Source organism: Kitasatospora purpeofusca (genome assembly GCF_034043715.1).
Classification (GTDB): Bacteria; Actinomycetota; Actinomycetes; order Streptomycetales; family Streptomycetaceae; genus Kitasatospora; species Kitasatospora purpeofusca_A.
Window position 1 is genome coordinate 47,357 of the sequence record NZ_JAXCLC010000027.1, and the last position, 15,593, is coordinate 62,949.

The following is a 15,593-nucleotide window of genomic DNA, read 5'->3' on the forward strand; positions in this document are numbered from 1 at the left end:
CTAGCCCAGTGCGCCGTACACCGCGAGGAACGCCGCCACCCCGTGCTCCACGACCTCGGCGATCCGCTCGGCCGGCATCGGCAGCGCGCCGTAGAAGGTGGGCTGGGCGACGGCGAGGAAGGTCAGCAGGTTGAGCATCCGGGCGGCCTCGGCCGGGTCCGGCACCACCAGCAGCCCGCGCTCGGCGAACTCGGCCATCCAGTGCGTCAGGACCCGGTGGGTCTCCCGGGGGCCGGCCTCCTGCCAGGCCTCCAGCACCGCCGGGCGGATGTGCAGCGCCTCGGCCTCGATGGTGCGGACCAGCGCCCAGTGCTCGGCGAAGGTGGTGAGCGAGTCGACCCGCTCCAGGCCGAAGTCGACGAGGTCGGTGCGCAGGTCGACGATCTTCCGCAGATGGCGGTCGGCGATCCTCGCCTGGGTGGCGGCCACCGTGGTGGCGCCCTCCAGGATCACCGACCGGAACAGCTGCTCCTTGTCGGCGAAGTGGTTGTAGATGGTCCGCTTGGAGACGCCGGCCTCGGCGGCGATGGCGTCCACGCTGGTGCGGGTGAAGCCCTCGCGGCCGAACACGGTGCGCGCCGCGCGGGCGATCGCCACCCGCTTCTCCGGCATGCCGCGGCGCGCGCCGGCCGGGGCGGCGTCCGCGCCGTCGGCCGGGGTGGTCGCGGCCGGGGCGGTCTGTTCGGTCACGGGGAAACCCTCCTTGCAATGCACTACATCGTGTAGTTTACGACATGCTTGACGTGAAGCGGACTTCAAGTCCTACGCTCGTCGGTACGTCCGGAAGTCCCAGGAGGGAAGCGTTCCATGGCCGTTCAGCTGAACCACACGATCGTCCCGGCACGGGACGACGAGGAGACCGCGCGCTTCCTGACCGAGATCCTCGGTCTGGCCGCCCCCGTGCGCAGCGAGCCCTTCCTCGTCGTCCGGCTCGCCAACGACGTCGCGATGGACGTCATGCGGATCGACGGGCCGGTCCCCACCGGGCACTACGCCTTCCTGGTCGGGGACGAGGAGTTCGACGAGATCCTCGGCCGGGTCCAGGACCGCGGGATCACCTACTGGGCCGACCCGTTCCACCGCCACGCCGGTCGGGTCAACGACTGGTTCGGCGGTCGCGGCGCCTACTTCGAGGACCCGAACGGCCACAACCTGGAGATCATGACCCGCGCCTCCGGCGACAGCCGGTAGCGCCCACGACCGCGGATCCCGCGCCCGGGTCCCGCCGGGTCCCGCGCCCGGGCCCCGCCGTCATGACCGCCCGTCAGAACCCGTTCGCCGACGACCTGACAGAGATCGGATACGGACGGGATTGCTCCGCCCCCGCGCGGGTTAGCCTCCCGGCATGATCGAGACCAAGGGGCCGGTGCACCGGCCGGGAGACGACGAGTACGACGCCCGACGGACCGGCTACAACCTCGCGCTGGACCACCGCCCGGCGCTGGTGGTGTCCGCCGCCGACACCGCCGATGTGGTCGCCGCCGTCCGGTACGCCGCCGAGCACGGCCTCGCCGTCGCCGTCCGCGCCACCGGCCACGGCATCTCCGTGCCCACCGACGGCCAACTGGTGATCGACACCGCCGCGCTGGACGAGGTCACCGTCGACCCGGTCGCCCGCACCGCCACCGTCGGGGCGGGCGTCCGCTGGCGCCAGGTGCTCGACGCCGCCGCACCGCACGGCCTCGCCCCGCTGAGCGGCTCCAACCCCGACGTCGGCGCGGTCGGCTACACCCTCGGCGGCGGCATCGGCCTGCTCGGCCGCCGCCACGGCTTCGCCGCCGACCACGTCCGCCGGCTGGAGGTCGTCACCGCCGACGGCCGACTCGTCGACACCGGCCCCGCGGCCGAACCCGACCTGTTCTGGGCCCTGCGCGGCGGCAAGGACAACTTCGGCGTCGTCACCGCGATGGAGGTCGACCTCGTCCCCTGCACCGGCCTCTACGGCGGCGGCCTCTACTACCCCGCCGAATCCGCCGCCGCCGCGCTGCACGGCTGGGCCGAGTGGAGCCGGACCGTCCCCGAGGAACTCGCCACCTCCGCCCAGCTGATCCGCTACCCCGACCTCGACGCCGTGCCGGAGCCGATCCGCGGCCGCTACGCCGTCGTCCTGCGGGTCGCCTGGAGCGGCCCCGCCGAGCAGGGCGAGGAATGGGTCCGGCCGCTGCGCGCCTTCGGCACCCCGCTCCTCGACACGGTCCGCGAGCTGCCCTTCACCGAGGCCGGCACGATCCACCACGAGCCGCCGTTCGCGCACCCCGCGTACGACCGCAACACCGCCCTGCGCGAGTTCACCGGCGCCACGGCGGACGTCGCCCTGGAACTCGCCGGACCGGACGCCGACAGCCTGCTGATCGTCGAGTTCCGGCTCCAGGGCGGCGCGTACTCGCGCGAGCCCGCCGTCCCGAACGCCGTCGGCGGCCGGGACGCCGGCTACCTGGCCTTCTCCACCAGCATGATCGGCCCGGTCGCGCTGGACGGGCTGCGCACCGCGCACGCCGCCCTGCACGAGCGGCTGCGCCCGTGGTCCACCGGCGGCGCGTTCGCCAACTTCCTCGGCCTGGACGACGCCGACCCGGCCGTCGTGCGCACCGCCTACCCGGAGCCCGTGCACCGGCGGCTCACCGAGCTCAAGGCGGTCTACGACCCGGGGAACCTCTTCCGGCTCAACTTCAACATCCCGCCCGCCGGCTGACCCGCTTCCCCGCCGTCCCGCCTCCCCGCTGACCCGCCTCCCGGCCGTCCCGCCCGGTCCTCTAGCCTTCTGACCTCCAACCTCCTGACCTCCCCGGCTGCCCGTTCGGACTGTCCGCGCGGACCACTCCGCGGACCACCCCGGCAACGGTTCACGGCCGGAGTGGGCTCTGGGAGGGCGAGGAGGTACTCATGGGAGCCAAGAAGGCCGAGCGGGACGCCGATTTCAACGCGTTCGTGACCGGTGCCTGGCCACGACTGATGCGAACGGCGTTCCTGCTGACCGGGGACCGCTACCTCGCGGAGGACGTGGTGCAGACCGCACTGGAGCGGACCTACGCCGCCTGGGGGAGGGTCACCAAGGCCGACGAACCGTACGCCTACGTGCGCCGGATCGTCATCAACGAGCACGCCCGCCGCTTCCGGCGCCGGGTCCCGGAGCAGCTGGTCAACGCCGTGCCGGAGCGGACCGGTCCGGACGGCTTCGCCCGCCTGGACGAGCGGGCCGCCCTGCTGGAGGCGCTCGGCACCCTGCCGCCGGGCCAGCGGCAGGCGGTGGTGCTGCGCTACTGGGAGGACCTGAGCGAGTCCCAGGCCGCGGCCGCCATGGGCTGTTCGGTGGGCACGGTCAAGAGCCAGGCGTCGAAGGGCATCGCCAAGCTGCGCGAGCTCTCCTCACTCATCACCATGACGAGCATCGGAGGTGCGGCATGAACCGCGACGAGGCGCAGACGACCGAGGTGGCCGGCGGCGAGGAGGTGGCCCGGGCCCTGGCCGGGCTGGTGGAGACGATGGAGACCGGACCGGCGCCGTACGGGGCGGTGCTGGCCGGCGGTCGGCGGCGGGTGGTCCGGCGGCGGACGTCCCTGGGCGGGGCGCTGGCGCTGACCCTGGTGGCCGCCCTCGGCGGTGTGGCGGCGGTGAGCGGTGGAGCCGGCGGGCTCGGCGGACCGGCCGGCCGCACGATGGCCGTGACGTCGAGCGCGGAGGTGTCGACCGTGCTGACCCCGGCCGCCGGGGGGCCCGCCGCGACCCCGGGCGCCCCTCGCGACCCGCTCGTCCCCACCCGGATCCAGGTGCTCGCCGGCACCAAGGACGGCAAGCCCTGGAGCGTCTGGGCGGCCCTGTGGCCGGCCCCCGGCAAGGAGAGGATCCGCGAGCAGGCCCGGCTGATCTGGCAGGAGGACGCCGACGCCGGCTCCCCCTGGCCCGCGCCCACCGACGACTTCCTCAACCAGTACGGGACGCCGGACGCGGACCACGTGGTCTTCTACTACATCCAGGACGGCAAGCGGCTCGCGCGCTCCGAGGAGACCTTCGTCGCGCCGCCCGGGAGCCCGGTGGGCTTCTACCGGGCGGACAGCGAGGCGCCCCGCGAATTCGGCCACTTCTGGCTCGGCGCCCAGGCCAAGAACGGCGCCGAGGACCCGTTGTACACCGTCCCGAAGGTGGACATCGGCCTGGTGCCCCCGGGCGTCGCCCGGGCCGTGATCGAGTGGGCCGACGGCGTCACCGCCGAGCCCGCCATCCTGTCCCTCGGCGACTCCGAGGCCCGCTGGATCGGCGCCGCCAAGCGCGGCGTCCCGGCCGAACTCCGCCTCTACGCGGCCGACGGCTCGCTGATCGGCAGCAAGAAGGGCTGGGCGGAGAACTGACCGCCCGCTGACCCCGGTCCGACCCGGCGGGCCCCGGAGAGTCCGCTCTCCGGGGCCCGCCGCGTCGGCGGTCGGGGCGTCGGCTATCGGGGCGTCGGCGGTCGGAGCGTTGCCGGTCGGGGCGTCGGCGATCGGAGCGCCGCGGTCAGAGCGCCGCGGGCACGGCGACCGGCCGCAGCACCGTCAGCGAGTCCTCCTGGGCCGCCACCATGGCGAAGGGGAACCGGTCGAGTTCGAGGCAGAGCGCGACGTCGTCGGGATGGGCGCCCTCCCGCACCCCCTCCGCCAGCTCGGCGGCGGCCCGCGACCCGGCGGCCCGGCGGAGGAACGCGTCCGCGTCCGTCCCGCCCCCGGCGGCCCTTTCGGCGATGTACTGGGCGCACGCCAGGTCCTCCTCGGCCCGCCCGTCCTCGCCGGTGACCACATAGGTGACGCTCCCGCACCCCCGGTCCCGCAGCAGCCGCGCCGTCGCCCCCGCCACCACGAATCCCGCGCACAGCACCAGCGGGGCGTCCTTCACCGCCAGGGCGCCGACCGTTCCGGCCGTGGTCTTCTGCACCACCGTCCGCCCGGTGAGGTCCACGTCCCGCAGCAGCCCCGGCGAGTTGACGGCGTCGAACCCGGGCGCCGCCGGCCCGTCCTTGAGCGCCACCCAACCGGGCCGCCGGGCCTTCAACGCCAGGGCCTCGTCCAGCGACCCGGCGAGAACGATCTTCTCGGCCCCCCGCCCGAACGCCCAGGCGGCCACGGTGAAGGCACGCATGACATCGACCACGACCGCGACGGCCGGAACCTCGGCCACCTCGTCGATCCCGAGAAAACTGGAGTCCATGCCCGCCATGATCGCGGACCCCGGCTGCCCCGCCCACCTCTTTCGGGTCAGTACGGCAGCAGGCCCCCCGTGACCAGGTCGAAGCCGAACGGCTCGGGGATGTGCAGGGTCTCGCCGAACTCGACGTCCTCACGGCGGTGGTACTTCGCGCCGTCGGGCCGGCTGAACAGTGTGACCGTCTTCTGCCGGGCGTCGACCAGCAGGTAGAGCGGGATACCCATCAACGGGTAGTCGCGGACCTTCCCCACCCAGTCGTTCTCCGGGTTCGAGGGGGAGACCAGCTCGACGGCGATGGCAGCGAGCTCGGCCGGGACCTGGTTGGCCGAGGTCGCCAAGGCATCCCCGGGCAGGTAGGTCAGATCCGGGTTGCGGCTCTTGCCGACAGCGGGCGAGACCAGATCGGTGTTCTCGCTCGGCAGCAGTTCGGCCGGGGTGTGCCGGTCGAACTGGCGGCGGACCAGCAGCAGGTTCCGCTGATGGATGCCCGAGGGGCTGACCGTCATCACGATGGTGTCGCCCGAGATCTCCACCTTGAAGCCGTCGGGCAGGCTCCGGCGGGCTTCGTCGAGGAGGGCGAAGTGCTTCGGGTTCATGCGCGCGGTCTCCTGGGATCGGCCGGGCAACACGCCTTAGCGTAGTCCGCCACCGGGCTCGCGCATGCGGAAGGCCCGGAGAGCGAGCCCTCCGGGGCGGGGTGGCGTCGGCACCGGCGTCAACCGGCGCCGCACGTCCTCATGCTTCTGGTGGCGGAGTCGATGGCTGTCCGCCCTCGCGCCGGTCGGCATCCGAGTCGACCGGGCGCCAGGGGTCACAGCCGGAAGAGCTTGGCGAAAGGTGCAGTGATCCGCTCCGTTCGTGAGCCGAAGTCGACGAGCACGGCGAGTTCGCCCTCGACGCCGATGGCGCGGCCGAGTCCGTACTCGTCGTGCGTCACCCGGTCTCCGACGGCGAATTGCTTGGGCGGCGGCGGGGCCGGAGCCCGACGGAAGGGGCTGGTGGGGAGGTGGCGCCGGGGCGCGGCTGAATTCGTCATCCTTGCCAGTATGCGCCTGATTTCGGTGGAGCGGGTGGCTTGATCCGCCGGATATTTTGGATCTTGGCCCACGGGCGGGGGCGACGGTGCGCGCCCCGGCGCGCGAAGAGCCGCCGGCAGGGGCTGACTGCCCGGCGACACCGCAGGTCGGAGCCACGCCGAGGAACTGGCCAGGGCGAACTCCCCCGTTGCGGTGCGGACCCTGCTACAGTCGTGGTAGTTGCAGTTGTGGTTCCCATGAACTTTGTGTGCGCCTGCTGGCTCTTACTGCAGGCGTATTTTGTTACCCGGCCATTCCCCGGGTGGGTCATCATCGCGGCGACGCGAAACTCGCGACCTGTGAGTTTCGGACGTCCCATTCGAAGGATATTTTTAAATGGCTAACGGCACTGTGAAGTGGTTCAACGCGGAAAAGGGCTTCGGCTTCATTGAGCAGGAGGGTGGCGGTCCGGACGTGTTCGCCCACTACTCGAACATCAACGCCAACGGCTTCCGTGAGCTGCTCGAGGGCCAGAAGGTCGAGTTCGACGTCACGCAGGGCCAGAAGGGCCCGCAGGCGGAGAACATTCGTCCGCTCTAGTACTTCCCGCTGACCGGCTCCGCCGATCGGCCCCAGGCCCGCACCGCGCACGCGCGGTGCGGGCCTTTCGGCTTTTCACGGGACATCGGCCCGGCTTCGGGGCTCGTCGGCGCGGGGTATGTCGGGTGACAGGTCCCCGCAGCGAATTCGCGGTTTCCTGGAGTGAGGTCGCCACACCGGGTCGGTCGTCCAGGCCGCGATCGAGTTCGGCGACGGCGGCCGGCCGGTCCGCACCGAGCGCGGGTGCACGCCGCTCTTGCGTGGCCGCCGGAGCTGCCGCACCGGAGCTGCCGTATCGGAGCCGACCGTCCGCTGTGCCCCCGGCGTCGAACGACACGAAAAGGCCCCCGCAGCGAATTCGCTGCGGGGGCCTCCTGGTTGTGGCCAGGGCCGGGGTCGAACCGGCGACCTTCCGCTTTTCAGGCCGAGCCGGGGCGCAGGAATGCCCTCTTTTGAGCGGTTCTGTCGTCCGTGGAAGTGCGGCTGTGGACGTCGTTGTGTACGGCGGTTGGCGTCAGTGTTGGCGTCAACCGGAGTCTCGGACCGGACTGTGCTGGTCAGTCGAGGGTGTGCAGTTGCTGGTGGATCGCGCAGGTCGAAGCGGGCCGGGTCGAAGTCGGCTGCTGTCTTGAGACCGAGCCGGCGAAGCAGGTCCTCGTGCTCCGGGTTGGCGGAATCATGGAGGGTCTGCTTGAGGCCCTCGTACCCGCCTGGGCCGCCGCAGTCCTCAGACGGGCAGGCTCCCGCGCCGTCCACGCAGACGGGGTAGTGGTGGCCCGCGTCGGCCGTCATCCGGCGCTCGACGGTGATGCGGATGACCTGGTGCAGCCTGTCGAGGCGGATGCCTGCCGGTACCCGGACGAGACGCCAGAACGGGCTTGGCGGATTCCATCATCGGGAGTCGGGGGTCCCGCTAGGGTCGCAGCGATGAGCGAGTACCAGTACTACGAGTTCCTGGCGATCGACCGGCCGCTGACCAGCGACGAGCAGGAGCAACTGCGGGCGCTGTCCACCCGGGCCCGGATTACCGCGACCAGCTTCACCAATGAGTACCACTGGGGCAACTTCCGCGGCGAACCTCGGCGGATGGTGGAGCAGTACTACGACGCTCACCTCTACCTGGCCGACTGGGGAACCCACCAGGTGATCCTGCGCGTGCCCAAGAGGCAGCTCACGCTGCGGGCGCTGGAGCCGTATTGCTTCGACGAGTGTGTCGAGGCATGGACGACCAAGACCCACCTCGTTCTGGACCTGCGCAGCGAGGACGAGGGCGGGGACTGGGAGGAGGGCGCCGAGGACTCGCTCGGTGCCATCGCCGGGGTGCGGGCCGAGCTGGCTTCCGGGGATCACCGCGCCCTGTACCTCGCGTGGCTGTCCGCCATCGGCACCTGGGCGTTCCAGGACGACAACGAGGAGGCTTACCAGGAAGCGGTCGAGCCCCCGGTCCCGGCCGGGCTCGACCGGCTCACCGCGCCGCAGCGAGCGCTCGCGGACTTCCTGCGTGTCGACGCCGACCTGCTCGCGGTCGCCGCCCAAGCCAGCCCGCCCGCCCCAGAGCCTCGGAAGAGGCCCGGACAGAAGGAGCTGGCACCGCTGATCGCCGCGCTTCCTGAGAAGGAGAAGGACGGCCTCCTACTGCGTCTCGCGCTGGGGGGCGAGCCTCAGCTGGGAGCCGAACTCTTGCGCCGCCTGCGCGGCGAGCCGCCCGTCGCGACCGTGCCGGGGCAGCGCTCCACCGCCGAGTTGCTGGACGCTGCGCACACGCTGGCTACCGAGCGCCGGCGGGGTGCCGAGCGGGTTCGAATCGAGGCACGGGCCAAGAAGCTGACCGCCCTGGCTACCAACGAGGAAGCGATCTGGCGCGAGGTCGAGAACCATGTCGCGCGTAAGCAGACGGCCCGCTACGACACCGCCGTGGCCCTCTTGGTCGAGCTCCGAGACGCCTGTGACCACGTCGGCCGCAGCCTTGAGTTCCGGCAGCGGCTCGCAGCACTCCGCGACCGGCACCAGCGCCTGCCCGGCCTGCTGCGTCGGCTCGACGACCGGGCTCTGCGGGGCTGACGCCCGTCCTTGCCGCGTTCGCGCGCCGAGGGACAGGGGTGAGCCACGGCTGCAATTCGGCAGCCGGGGTCAGTGCCCCTCGGTCCAGAACTGCTGGAGTCGCGCGATCGCCTGGGCCTTGTCCAGCTCGGCGACCTGCTCCTCGGTGAGTCCGACGCGGTTGATCAGCATGTAGACCAGGTCTACGGGAAGCGCCTCGCGTGGCGGCTCGGGCGAGCCTCGATCGGGAAGCGTGCCGTCCAGGACGCAGGGCCAGAAGACATCCTCCGTCACGTCCAGCTGATCGCGGAGGATGTGCGCCCACATGCTCGCGCCGTACGCGGTGCGGTCGATCGGATGCGATACCCGAGTACGCAGGATCCGCCCATCGGGGAGCCCGAACTCGTAGGTGATGTGGTGGGTGCCGGTGCGACCGCGCGCGTCACGTACGCGGTCCCAGCCTTCGACCTTGCAGAACTGCTCGTGTCGTTCGCGGGTCGGCTGAGGCCAGGTCACTTCGCGACTCCGAGAAGCCAATCGCGAAGCTGCGCGTCGTCGCTGATGCCGATCAACTGGACCAGGCCCCAGTTGTCGCGATGGTTGGGCGCGTTCAGGAGCCGGTTCTGCCAGTCCTCTGCGTACTCACGCAGCGCGTCGATCATCTCGTCGATGGCCTCGTCGAACGTGTCGCCATCCGCAGCGACCGGAAGGCCAGGGAAGAATATCGACCAGCCGCCGCCCTCGGCGACCACCTCGGCCTTGGACGGGCACAGCAGCGTGAGGGCATGACGGAGCCGTCCCGCGTCCACCACCGCCGCGTACCCGGTGTCCCGGCGAACGGTCGCGACCCGGCCCTGCCCGGCTGCGTCCAGTAGATCCTTCAGGTGCGCGCGGGCTTCGGTGTAGCTCTTGTAGTGGACCGCTGTCATGGGGAGCCTCCTCGTCCATGAACCAGGATGGCGCTCGCAAGGAAGTACGTCAAGTACGTCACGTACTTCGATCCGGTCGGAGGGATGGTGACCGTCCGCTGTGCCGTTGGCGTCGAACAACGCGAAAATGCCTCCGAAGCGAGCTGCTTCGGGGGCATCGTGCCTGGTCAGGCGTGGTGGCCAGGGCCGGGGTCGAACCGGCGACCTTCCGCTTTTCAGGCGGACGCTCGTACCAACTGAGCTACCTGGCCGTACTGCACCGTCTCTTGCGAGACGAGCGATCCCGACGGGACTTGAACCCGCGACCTCCACCTTGACAGGGTGGCGAGCTAACCAACTGCTCCACGGGACCTTGAAGTGGCGAACCACTCAGGCCTTACTGGGTCTTGCTTCACTGCACTGTACTACGGTACTGCGTGCCCCCAACGGGATTCGAACCCGTGCTACCGCCTTGAAAGGGCGGCGTCCTGGGCCACTAGACGATGAGGGCTTGCGGCCTGTCCCGCCGTTTCCGGCGTTCGGGGACGTCGAGAAGCATATGGGATGTCGGGCCGATCGCCAAAACGGGTTTCGGGCAGGTCGTCGGGCAGGTCGTCGAGCCGGGTTCCGGGGCGGGGTTCAGGACCAGCCGAGTTCGTCGAGCTCGTGGTCGTCGAAGCCGAAGTGGTGGGCGACCTCGTGGATCACCGTGGTGCGGACCTCCTCGACGACCTGCTCGCGCTCCTCGCACAGCCGCAGGGTCGGGCCCCGGTAGACGGTGATCCGGTCGGGGAGGACGCCCGCGTACCACTCGCCGCGCTCGGTGAGCGGGGTGCCCTCGTAGAGGCCGAGGAGTTCCGGATCGGCCGGGTCGGGCTCGTCCTCGACGAAGACGGCGACGTTGTCCATCATCGCGGCGAGCTGCGGGGGGATCAGGTCGAGCGCGTCCGCGACCAGTACCTCGAACTCTTCCGGGGTCATCTCCACCGGATCATTGTCGGGTCTGCGGTGACGGTGTGCCAGGTGGTCGGCGCCGGTGTCCGCCGGTGTTTGATGGGGCCGTGGCGACTTCGGAGGACTTGGTGGCGGACGGTGCCGCGCCCGGCCCGGCGGCGCGGCGACGCCCGCCGGTGCTGCGCGGGCAGGGGCCGACGGTGGCGGTGGTCGCGGCCGGCGGGGCCCTGGGGGCGGCGGCCAGGTACGGGGCGGGGCTGCTGCGGCCGACCGGCCCCTCGGCCTTCCCGTGGACGACCCTGCTGGTGAACGTGGCGGGGTGCGCCGTGATCGGGGTCTTCCTGGTGGTGATCACCGAGGGGCGCCCGGCCCATCCGCTGGTGCGGCCGTTCTTCGGGACCGGTGTGCTGGGCGGGTTCACGACCTTCTCGACGTACGAGGCGGACTTCCGCCGGCTGGTGGCGGAGGGGCGGCCCGGACCGGCCGCGGCGTACCTGGCGCTGACGCTGCTGGCGGCGCTGACGGCGGTCTGGGCGGCGGCCGGGCTGACGCGCGGGCTGCTGCGCCGGACCGGGGCGCGGGCATGACGGCCGGAACGCCCGGGGCTGCCGGCGCGCCCGGAGCAGCCCGGGGGGCCGGCCGGCTGGGCGGGCCCGCGCTGCGGCTGACCGTGCTGGTGGGCGAGAACGACCGCCGGCACCACCGTCCGCTGTACAGCGAGATCGTGCACCGGGCGCGGGCCGCCGGGCTGGCCGGGGCGAGCGTGTTCCGGGGGATCGAGGGCTTCGGCGCGTCCTCGCTGGTGCACACAGCGCGGCTGCTGTCGCTGAGCGAGGATCTGCCGGTGGCGGTGGTGATCGTGGACACGGAGGAGCGGGTGCGGGCCTTCCTGCCCGAGCTGGACGGGCTGCGGCCGGCGGGGCTGGTGACCCTGGAGTGGTGCGAGGTGCTGCGGTACGCGGGGCCCGACGCCGGCGACGGGCTCGGCACCGGCGGGAGCGGTGTCGACGGGAGCGGCGCGGCGGGGGCCGGGGCGTGAACTGGCTGCTGGTGGTGCTCGGCGCGGCGGTGGGCGCGCCGCTGCGGTACCTGACCGACCGGGCCGTGCAGTCCCGGCACGACTCGGTCTTCCCCTGGGGGACCTTCACCGTGAACGCGGTCGGCTGCCTGGCCCTCGGGCTGGTGACGGGGGCGGTGGCGGCCGGTGCGGCGTCCTCGAAGGTCCAACTGCTGCTGGGGACGGGGCTGTGCGGCGCGCTGACCACGTACTCGACGTTCTCGTACGAGACGCTGCGGCTGGTCCAGGGCGGAGCCGGGCGCTACGCCCTGGTGAACGTCCTGGGCAGCGTCCTGACGGGCCTGGCGGCGGTGTACGCGGGTGCCGGGCTGGCCGGGGTCCTCTGGGGCTGACCCGCGCCCGCCTCCGCCCTCGGCCCCCGGGCCTCCGTCGAACCCCTGAGCCCCGAGCGGTCGAATCCCCGAGCGAAGGAGCCCCGCCCGGCGCTCGTTCGAGTGCTCCCGGTGCGTCCACCCGTGTCCGTGCGCCGGGGGCGCGCGTTGGGCACCCGCAAGGGTGGCCGTGCGCGTGTGGTGGGCGGCCCGGGCGGGGCGGGAGAGGGAGCTCGGTGGCGGCGATGCGTGCGATGCGTGCGGTGGCGGAGCGGGAGACGGCGGTGGACCGAGGCGGCCCGGTGCGTCCCGGTGCGGTGCGGACCGGAGCGGTGCGGGCGGTGGCGGCCCTGGCGGTGGCCGGGCTGGGTCTGACCGGATGCATGTCGGTCGGGCCGGGCGCGGACGAGAAGCACCGCACGGTGCCGGTCGGCCAGGCCGGGACGCCGACCAGGCCGGGGCCGACCGCCTCGGCCTCGCCGAGCGGTGGCGGACACCAGGGCGGCGCGGTCGGGCGGTCGGAGCGGACGGGGGGCGCGCAGGCCCAGAGCGCCTCGGCCGGCGGCATGAACGCGGCCCCCGGGGAGTCGGCCGTCGGCGCGAACGGCGCGAACGGTGCGGCGGGCGGCGGGGGCGGAAACGGCGCGGGCGGCGTCAACGGCGCACCCGCCGACGCGGAGCCCGTACCGGCGGCGGCCCTTGGTGAACCCGCGCCCGGCGCGAGCGGCACTGCTGGGGGCGCGAGCGCCAGCCCCGCACCTCGTCCGGGTGGCGTCGCGGCGGGCGGGGCGGCCGGAGGAACGGCGGGCACGGGCGCCGCCGCCGGCGGTACCGGCCACCCCACGGGCGGCACGGGGGCCACCACCGGCACCGGCGACGGCCGCGCCGGGGGAGCCACGGCTTCCGCCCCGGCGGCCAGCCCGTCCGGCCATCCGTCCTCGCCGGAGCCCGGCCACACCACACCCGCCCCGACCGCCAGCCCGGCCCCGGAGCCGACGGTCGCGCCCAGCGCCACGGCGGCTCCCAGTGCCGGACCGGGCGCACACTGAAGGGACCTGAGTCACAGCCTGGGCTCGGCATTTGCCTCCGGTCCCCAGGCTCGTCTATGGTGGTAGATCGTTCGTTTGATTCATTTGTCTGGCGCCCTACATCCATCTGGCGCCCTTGGCGCGTTCCGGCGATCCGTGGCTGACCGCATAGAGGCGGTTGTGAAACAGAACCCCGGACTTTGGCGCGTGCCACTTCCGGAAGGTTTTGCATGTCTCTCGTTGACGACGCCCGCTTCGCCATGCCCGCGAGCGAGTCCGCCGCCGATGTCACCACCACCGCCCCCGAGGCCGACGCCGAGCTGATCGCCGCCGTCGACGCCGTCGAGGACACCGCCGCCGAGGTCGTCGCGGACGACGCAGTCGAGGCGGACGACACCACCGACACCACCGACAGCACCGACGCCGTCGAGGGCGCCCCCGAGGCCGAGGCCGAGCCGACCCTCACCTTCGGCGACCTGGGCCTGCCGGACGACATCGTCCGCGCCCTCGCCAAGCGCGACGTCACCACCCCGTTCCCGATCCAGGCCGCGACCATCCCGGACGCCCTGGCCGGCAAGGACGTGCTGGGCCGCGGCCGCACCGGCTCCGGCAAGACCCTCAGCTTCGGCCTGCCGCTGCTGACCCGCCTCGCCGCCGGCGAGCGCACCCGCGCCAAGCAGCCGCGCGGTCTGATCCTCGTCCCGACCCGCGAGCTGGCCATGCAGGTCGCCGACGCCCTGGAGCCCTTCGGCTCGGTGCTCGGCCTGCGCCTCAAGGTCGTCTGCGGCGGTACCTCGATGTCGAACCAGATCTACGCGCTGGAGCGCGGCGTCGACGTCCTGGTGGCCACCCCCGGCCGTCTGCGCGACCTGATCAACCGCGGTTCCGCCAAGCTCGACGACGTCCAGGTCGCCGTGCTCGACGAGGCCGACCAGATGGCCGACATGGGCTTCCTGCCCGAGGTCACCGAGATCCTCGACCAGGTCCCGGTCGGCGGCCAGCGCCTGCTGTTCTCCGCCACCCTGGAGAACGAGATCGACTCCCTGGTCCGGCGCTACCTGAACAACCCGGTCACCCACGAGGTCGACCCGTCGGCCGGCGCCGTGACCACCATGACCCACCACATCCTCGTGGTGAAGCCCAAGGACAAGGCGCCGATCACCAACGCGATCGCCGCCCGCAAGGGCCGCACGATCATCTTCGTCCGCACCCAGATGGGCGCCGACCGCGTCGCCGAGCAGCTCCTCGAGGCCGGTGTGAAGGCCGACGCGCTGCACGGCGGCATGACCCAGGGCGCCCGCACCCGGGTGCTCGGCGACTTCAAGGACGGCTACGTCAACGTCGTCGTCGCGACCGACGTCGCCGCGCGCGGCATCCACGTCGACGGCATCGACCTGGTGCTGAACGTCGACCCGGCCGGCGACCACAAGGACTACCTGCACCGTTCCGGCCGTACCGCCCGGGCCGGCCGTTCCGGCACCGTCGTCACCCTGGTGCTGCCGCACCAGCGCCGCGGCGTCTTCCGCCTGATGGAGGACGCGGGCGTCGACGCCGGCCGCCACATCCTCGACCACGCCTTCGACCCCGAGGTGGCCCGGATCACCGGTGCCCGCTCGCTGGTCGAGGTCCAGGCGGAGAGCGCGGCGAACATCGCGGGCGCCGCCGAGCGCGAGATCGCCGACATGACCCGTCAGCTGGAGCGCGCGCAGCGCCGCGCCACCGAGCTGCGCGAGGAGGCCGACCGGCTGGCCTCGCGGGCCGCGCGCGAGCGGGCCGAGCTGGGCATCGTGGACGAGGCCCCGGCCGCCGAGGCCGAGGAGACCGCTGCCGCGACCGTGACCGAGCCGGCGGCCGCCGCCGAGCCGACCGAGGAGCGCACGCCGGCGTACCGCGAGGCGCGCACCGAGCGTCCGCCGTTCAACCGCGACCGTGACCGTGGCGAGCGCGGCGGTTCCAGCCGTGACCGTGACGACCGTGGTGGCCGTTCCTTCGGCGACCGTGACCGCGGCCAGGGTGGCGGCTTCAACCGCGGCGGTGGCTTCAACCGTGACGACCGTCCGGCCCGTTCCTTCGGTGACCGTGACCGTGGCCAGGGTGGCGGCTTCAACCGTGACCGTGACGACCGTGGTGGCCGTTCCTTCGGCGACCGTGACCGCGGCCAGGGCGGCGGCTTCAACCGCGGCGGTGGCGACGACCGTGGCGCCCGCTCCTTCGGCGACCGTCCGGCCCGCTCCTTCGGTGACCGTCCGGCCCGTTCTTTCGGTGACCGCGACGAGCGCGGCGGCAGCAGCACCAACCGTCCGTTCGCCCGCCGTGACGACCACCGCTCCGGTGGCCGTCCGCAGTCCGGCGGTGGCTTCAACCGTGACCGCGGCGACGAGCGCGGTGGCCGCTCCTCCGGTGGCTACAACTCCGGCTTCAACCGCGACGACCGCAAGCCGCGCTGGAAGAACTGACGTCGCCTAGCGCCTAGCGCCTAGCCG

General features: G+C 72.7%; 19 protein-coding genes and 3 tRNA genes. 11 read left to right on the forward strand and 11 right to left on the reverse strand.

The genetic code is table 11. The annotated features are described in order from the left end of the window. Nucleotides 1-690 (reverse strand): TetR/AcrR family transcriptional regulator, encoded by a 690-nt coding sequence (locus SM793_RS16145; protein ID WP_320438875.1) that lies wholly within the window; start codon nt 688-690, stop codon nt 1-3. A 117-nt stretch (nt 691-807) separates the two neighbouring features. Here SM793_RS16145 and SM793_RS16150 point away from each other — a divergent pair, with 117 nt between their 5' ends. From SM793_RS16150 to SM793_RS16165, 4 genes are all read left to right on the forward strand, one after another. Beyond that, entirely contained in the window at nt 808-1,191 is a 384-nt protein-coding gene (locus SM793_RS16150; protein ID WP_043467156.1) for a VOC family protein, read from the forward strand. A 154-nt stretch (nt 1,192-1,345) separates the two neighbouring features. Beyond that, a complete protein-coding gene (locus SM793_RS16155) occupies nt 1,346-2,692 on the forward strand; it encodes an FAD-binding oxidoreductase (RefSeq protein WP_320438876.1) in 1,347 nt (448 codons plus the stop codon). Nucleotides 2,693-2,883: 191 nt separating this feature from the next. Continuing rightward, nucleotides 2,884-3,405, forward strand: coding sequence for a SigE family RNA polymerase sigma factor (locus tag SM793_RS16160; RefSeq protein ID WP_053648632.1), 522 nt, complete (start codon nt 2,884-2,886; stop codon nt 3,403-3,405). Next, the gene (locus tag SM793_RS16165) at nt 3,402-4,346 is read left to right on the forward strand and encodes a hypothetical protein (protein WP_320438877.1); all 945 of its coding nucleotides are present in this window, start codon (nt 3,402-3,404) and stop codon (nt 4,344-4,346) included. Before SM793_RS16160 ends, SM793_RS16165 begins: the two co-directional genes overlap by 4 nt. Nucleotides 4,347-4,491: 145 nt before the next feature. Here the strand turns inward: SM793_RS16165 and SM793_RS16170 are convergent, their stop codons facing one another. The 3 genes from SM793_RS16170 to SM793_RS16180 all read right to left on the reverse strand — a co-directional run bounded on the left by SM793_RS16170 (nt 4,492) and on the right by SM793_RS16180 (nt 6,211). Then, nucleotides 4,492-5,178 (reverse strand): 2-phosphosulfolactate phosphatase, encoded by a 687-nt coding sequence (locus SM793_RS16170; protein ID WP_320438878.1) that lies wholly within the window; start codon nt 5,176-5,178, stop codon nt 4,492-4,494. Nucleotides 5,179-5,225: 47 nt separating this feature from the next. Next, complete coding sequence (locus SM793_RS16175; protein WP_320438879.1) at nt 5,226-5,771, reverse strand: Uma2 family endonuclease; 546 nt, start codon at nt 5,769-5,771, stop codon at nt 5,226-5,228. A 215-nt stretch (nt 5,772-5,986) separates the two neighbouring features. After that, entirely contained in the window at nt 5,987-6,211 is a 225-nt protein-coding gene (locus tag SM793_RS16180) for a hypothetical protein (RefSeq protein WP_045940986.1), read from the reverse strand. 376 nt (nt 6,212-6,587) lie between these two features. Here SM793_RS16180 and SM793_RS16185 point away from each other — a divergent pair, with 376 nt between their 5' ends. After that, entirely contained in the window at nt 6,588-6,791 is a 204-nt protein-coding gene (locus SM793_RS16185; RefSeq protein WP_030918248.1) for a cold-shock protein, read from the forward strand. 75 nt (nt 6,792-6,866) lie between these two features. On the opposite strand, the gene SM793_RS16190 is transcribed toward SM793_RS16185, so the two are convergent. After that, nucleotides 6,867-7,634 (reverse strand): IS1096 element passenger TnpR family protein, encoded by a 768-nt coding sequence (locus tag SM793_RS16190; protein WP_320438922.1) that lies wholly within the window; start codon nt 7,632-7,634, stop codon nt 6,867-6,869. A gap of 84 nt (nt 7,635-7,718) precedes the next feature. Between SM793_RS16190 and SM793_RS16195 the strand changes: the two genes are divergently transcribed. Continuing rightward, on the forward strand, nt 7,719-8,852 hold the full coding sequence (locus SM793_RS16195; RefSeq protein ID WP_320438880.1) for a hypothetical protein: 1,134 nt from the start codon (nt 7,719-7,721) through the stop codon (nt 8,850-8,852). 69 nt (nt 8,853-8,921) lie between these two features. On the opposite strand, the gene SM793_RS16200 is transcribed toward SM793_RS16195, so the two are convergent. The 6 genes from SM793_RS16200 to SM793_RS16225 form a co-directional block, all read right to left on the reverse strand. Next, nucleotides 8,922-9,347, reverse strand: coding sequence for a cytotoxic translational repressor of toxin-antitoxin stability system (locus SM793_RS16200; protein WP_320438881.1), 426 nt, complete (start codon nt 9,345-9,347; stop codon nt 8,922-8,924). Beyond that, complete coding sequence (locus tag SM793_RS16205; RefSeq protein ID WP_320438882.1) at nt 9,344-9,760, reverse strand: prevent-host-death protein; 417 nt, start codon at nt 9,758-9,760, stop codon at nt 9,344-9,346. The genes SM793_RS16200 and SM793_RS16205 overlap by 4 nt, the downstream gene beginning before the upstream one ends. Before the next feature lie 174 nt (nt 9,761-9,934). Continuing rightward, nucleotides 9,935-10,011, reverse strand: a tRNA-Phe gene (locus SM793_RS16210). Between the two features lie 27 nt (nt 10,012-10,038). Beyond that, nucleotides 10,039-10,112: transfer RNA gene (locus SM793_RS16215), tRNA-Asp, on the reverse strand. A gap of 65 nt (nt 10,113-10,177) precedes the next feature. After that, a tRNA-Glu gene (locus SM793_RS16220) sits at nt 10,178-10,250 on the reverse strand. A 128-nt stretch (nt 10,251-10,378) separates the two neighbouring features. Next, nucleotides 10,379-10,720 (reverse strand): metallopeptidase family protein, encoded by a 342-nt coding sequence (locus SM793_RS16225; RefSeq protein ID WP_320438923.1) that lies wholly within the window; start codon nt 10,718-10,720, stop codon nt 10,379-10,381. A gap of 80 nt (nt 10,721-10,800) precedes the next feature. Between SM793_RS16225 and SM793_RS16230 the strand changes: the two genes are divergently transcribed. The 5 genes from SM793_RS16230 to SM793_RS16250 all read left to right on the forward strand — a co-directional run bounded on the left by SM793_RS16230 (nt 10,801) and on the right by SM793_RS16250 (nt 15,566). Then, on the forward strand, nt 10,801-11,280 hold the full coding sequence (locus tag SM793_RS16230; RefSeq protein WP_413815972.1) for a fluoride efflux transporter FluC: 480 nt from the start codon (nt 10,801-10,803) through the stop codon (nt 11,278-11,280). Then, the gene (locus SM793_RS16235; RefSeq protein ID WP_320438883.1) at nt 11,277-11,732 is read left to right on the forward strand and encodes a DUF190 domain-containing protein; all 456 of its coding nucleotides are present in this window, start codon (nt 11,277-11,279) and stop codon (nt 11,730-11,732) included. Before SM793_RS16230 ends, SM793_RS16235 begins: the two co-directional genes overlap by 4 nt. Continuing rightward, nucleotides 11,729-12,103, forward strand: coding sequence for a fluoride efflux transporter CrcB (crcB, locus tag SM793_RS16240; protein WP_320438884.1), 375 nt, complete (start codon nt 11,729-11,731; stop codon nt 12,101-12,103). Before SM793_RS16235 ends, crcB begins: the two co-directional genes overlap by 4 nt. Before the next feature lie 224 nt (nt 12,104-12,327). Next, nucleotides 12,328-13,131, forward strand: coding sequence for a hypothetical protein (locus SM793_RS16245; RefSeq protein ID WP_320438885.1), 804 nt, complete (start codon nt 12,328-12,330; stop codon nt 13,129-13,131). A 209-nt stretch (nt 13,132-13,340) separates the two neighbouring features. Continuing rightward, the gene (locus SM793_RS16250; RefSeq protein ID WP_320438886.1) at nt 13,341-15,566 is read left to right on the forward strand and encodes a DEAD/DEAH box helicase; all 2,226 of its coding nucleotides are present in this window, start codon (nt 13,341-13,343) and stop codon (nt 15,564-15,566) included. Nucleotides 15,567-15,593: the final 27 nt, after the last annotated feature.

Excerpts from the sequence above, each read along its gene's own strand:
- SM793_RS16175 (WP_320438879.1), bottom strand. The coding sequence starts at position 5,771 with ATGAACCCGAAGCACTTCGCCCTCCTCGACGAAGCCCGCCGGAGCCTG.
- SM793_RS16225 (WP_320438923.1), bottom strand. The coding sequence starts at position 10,720 with ATGACCCCGGAAGAGTTCGAGGTACTGGTCGCGGACGCGCTCGACCTG.
- SM793_RS16245 (WP_320438885.1), top strand. The coding sequence starts at position 12,328 with ATGCGTGCGATGCGTGCGGTGGCGGAGCGGGAGACGGCGGTGGACCGA.
- SM793_RS16165 (WP_320438877.1), top strand. The coding sequence starts at position 3,402 with ATGAACCGCGACGAGGCGCAGACGACCGAGGTGGCCGGCGGCGAGGAG.
- SM793_RS16250 (WP_320438886.1), top strand. The coding sequence starts at position 13,341 with ATGTCTCTCGTTGACGACGCCCGCTTCGCCATGCCCGCGAGCGAGTCC.
- SM793_RS16150 (WP_043467156.1), top strand. The coding sequence starts at position 808 with ATGGCCGTTCAGCTGAACCACACGATCGTCCCGGCACGGGACGACGAG.
- SM793_RS16155 (WP_320438876.1), top strand. The coding sequence starts at position 1,346 with ATGATCGAGACCAAGGGGCCGGTGCACCGGCCGGGAGACGACGAGTAC.
- SM793_RS16185 (WP_030918248.1), top strand. The coding sequence starts at position 6,588 with ATGGCTAACGGCACTGTGAAGTGGTTCAACGCGGAAAAGGGCTTCGGC.
- SM793_RS16195 (WP_320438880.1), top strand. The coding sequence starts at position 7,719 with ATGAGCGAGTACCAGTACTACGAGTTCCTGGCGATCGACCGGCCGCTG.
- SM793_RS16205 (WP_320438882.1), bottom strand. The coding sequence starts at position 9,760 with ATGACAGCGGTCCACTACAAGAGCTACACCGAAGCCCGCGCGCACCTG.
- SM793_RS16235 (WP_320438883.1), top strand. The coding sequence starts at position 11,277 with ATGACGGCCGGAACGCCCGGGGCTGCCGGCGCGCCCGGAGCAGCCCGG.
- SM793_RS16170 (WP_320438878.1), bottom strand. The coding sequence starts at position 5,178 with ATGGACTCCAGTTTTCTCGGGATCGACGAGGTGGCCGAGGTTCCGGCC.
- SM793_RS16180 (WP_045940986.1), bottom strand. The coding sequence starts at position 6,211 with ATGACGAATTCAGCCGCGCCCCGGCGCCACCTCCCCACCAGCCCCTTC.
- SM793_RS16160 (WP_053648632.1), top strand. The coding sequence starts at position 2,884 with ATGGGAGCCAAGAAGGCCGAGCGGGACGCCGATTTCAACGCGTTCGTG.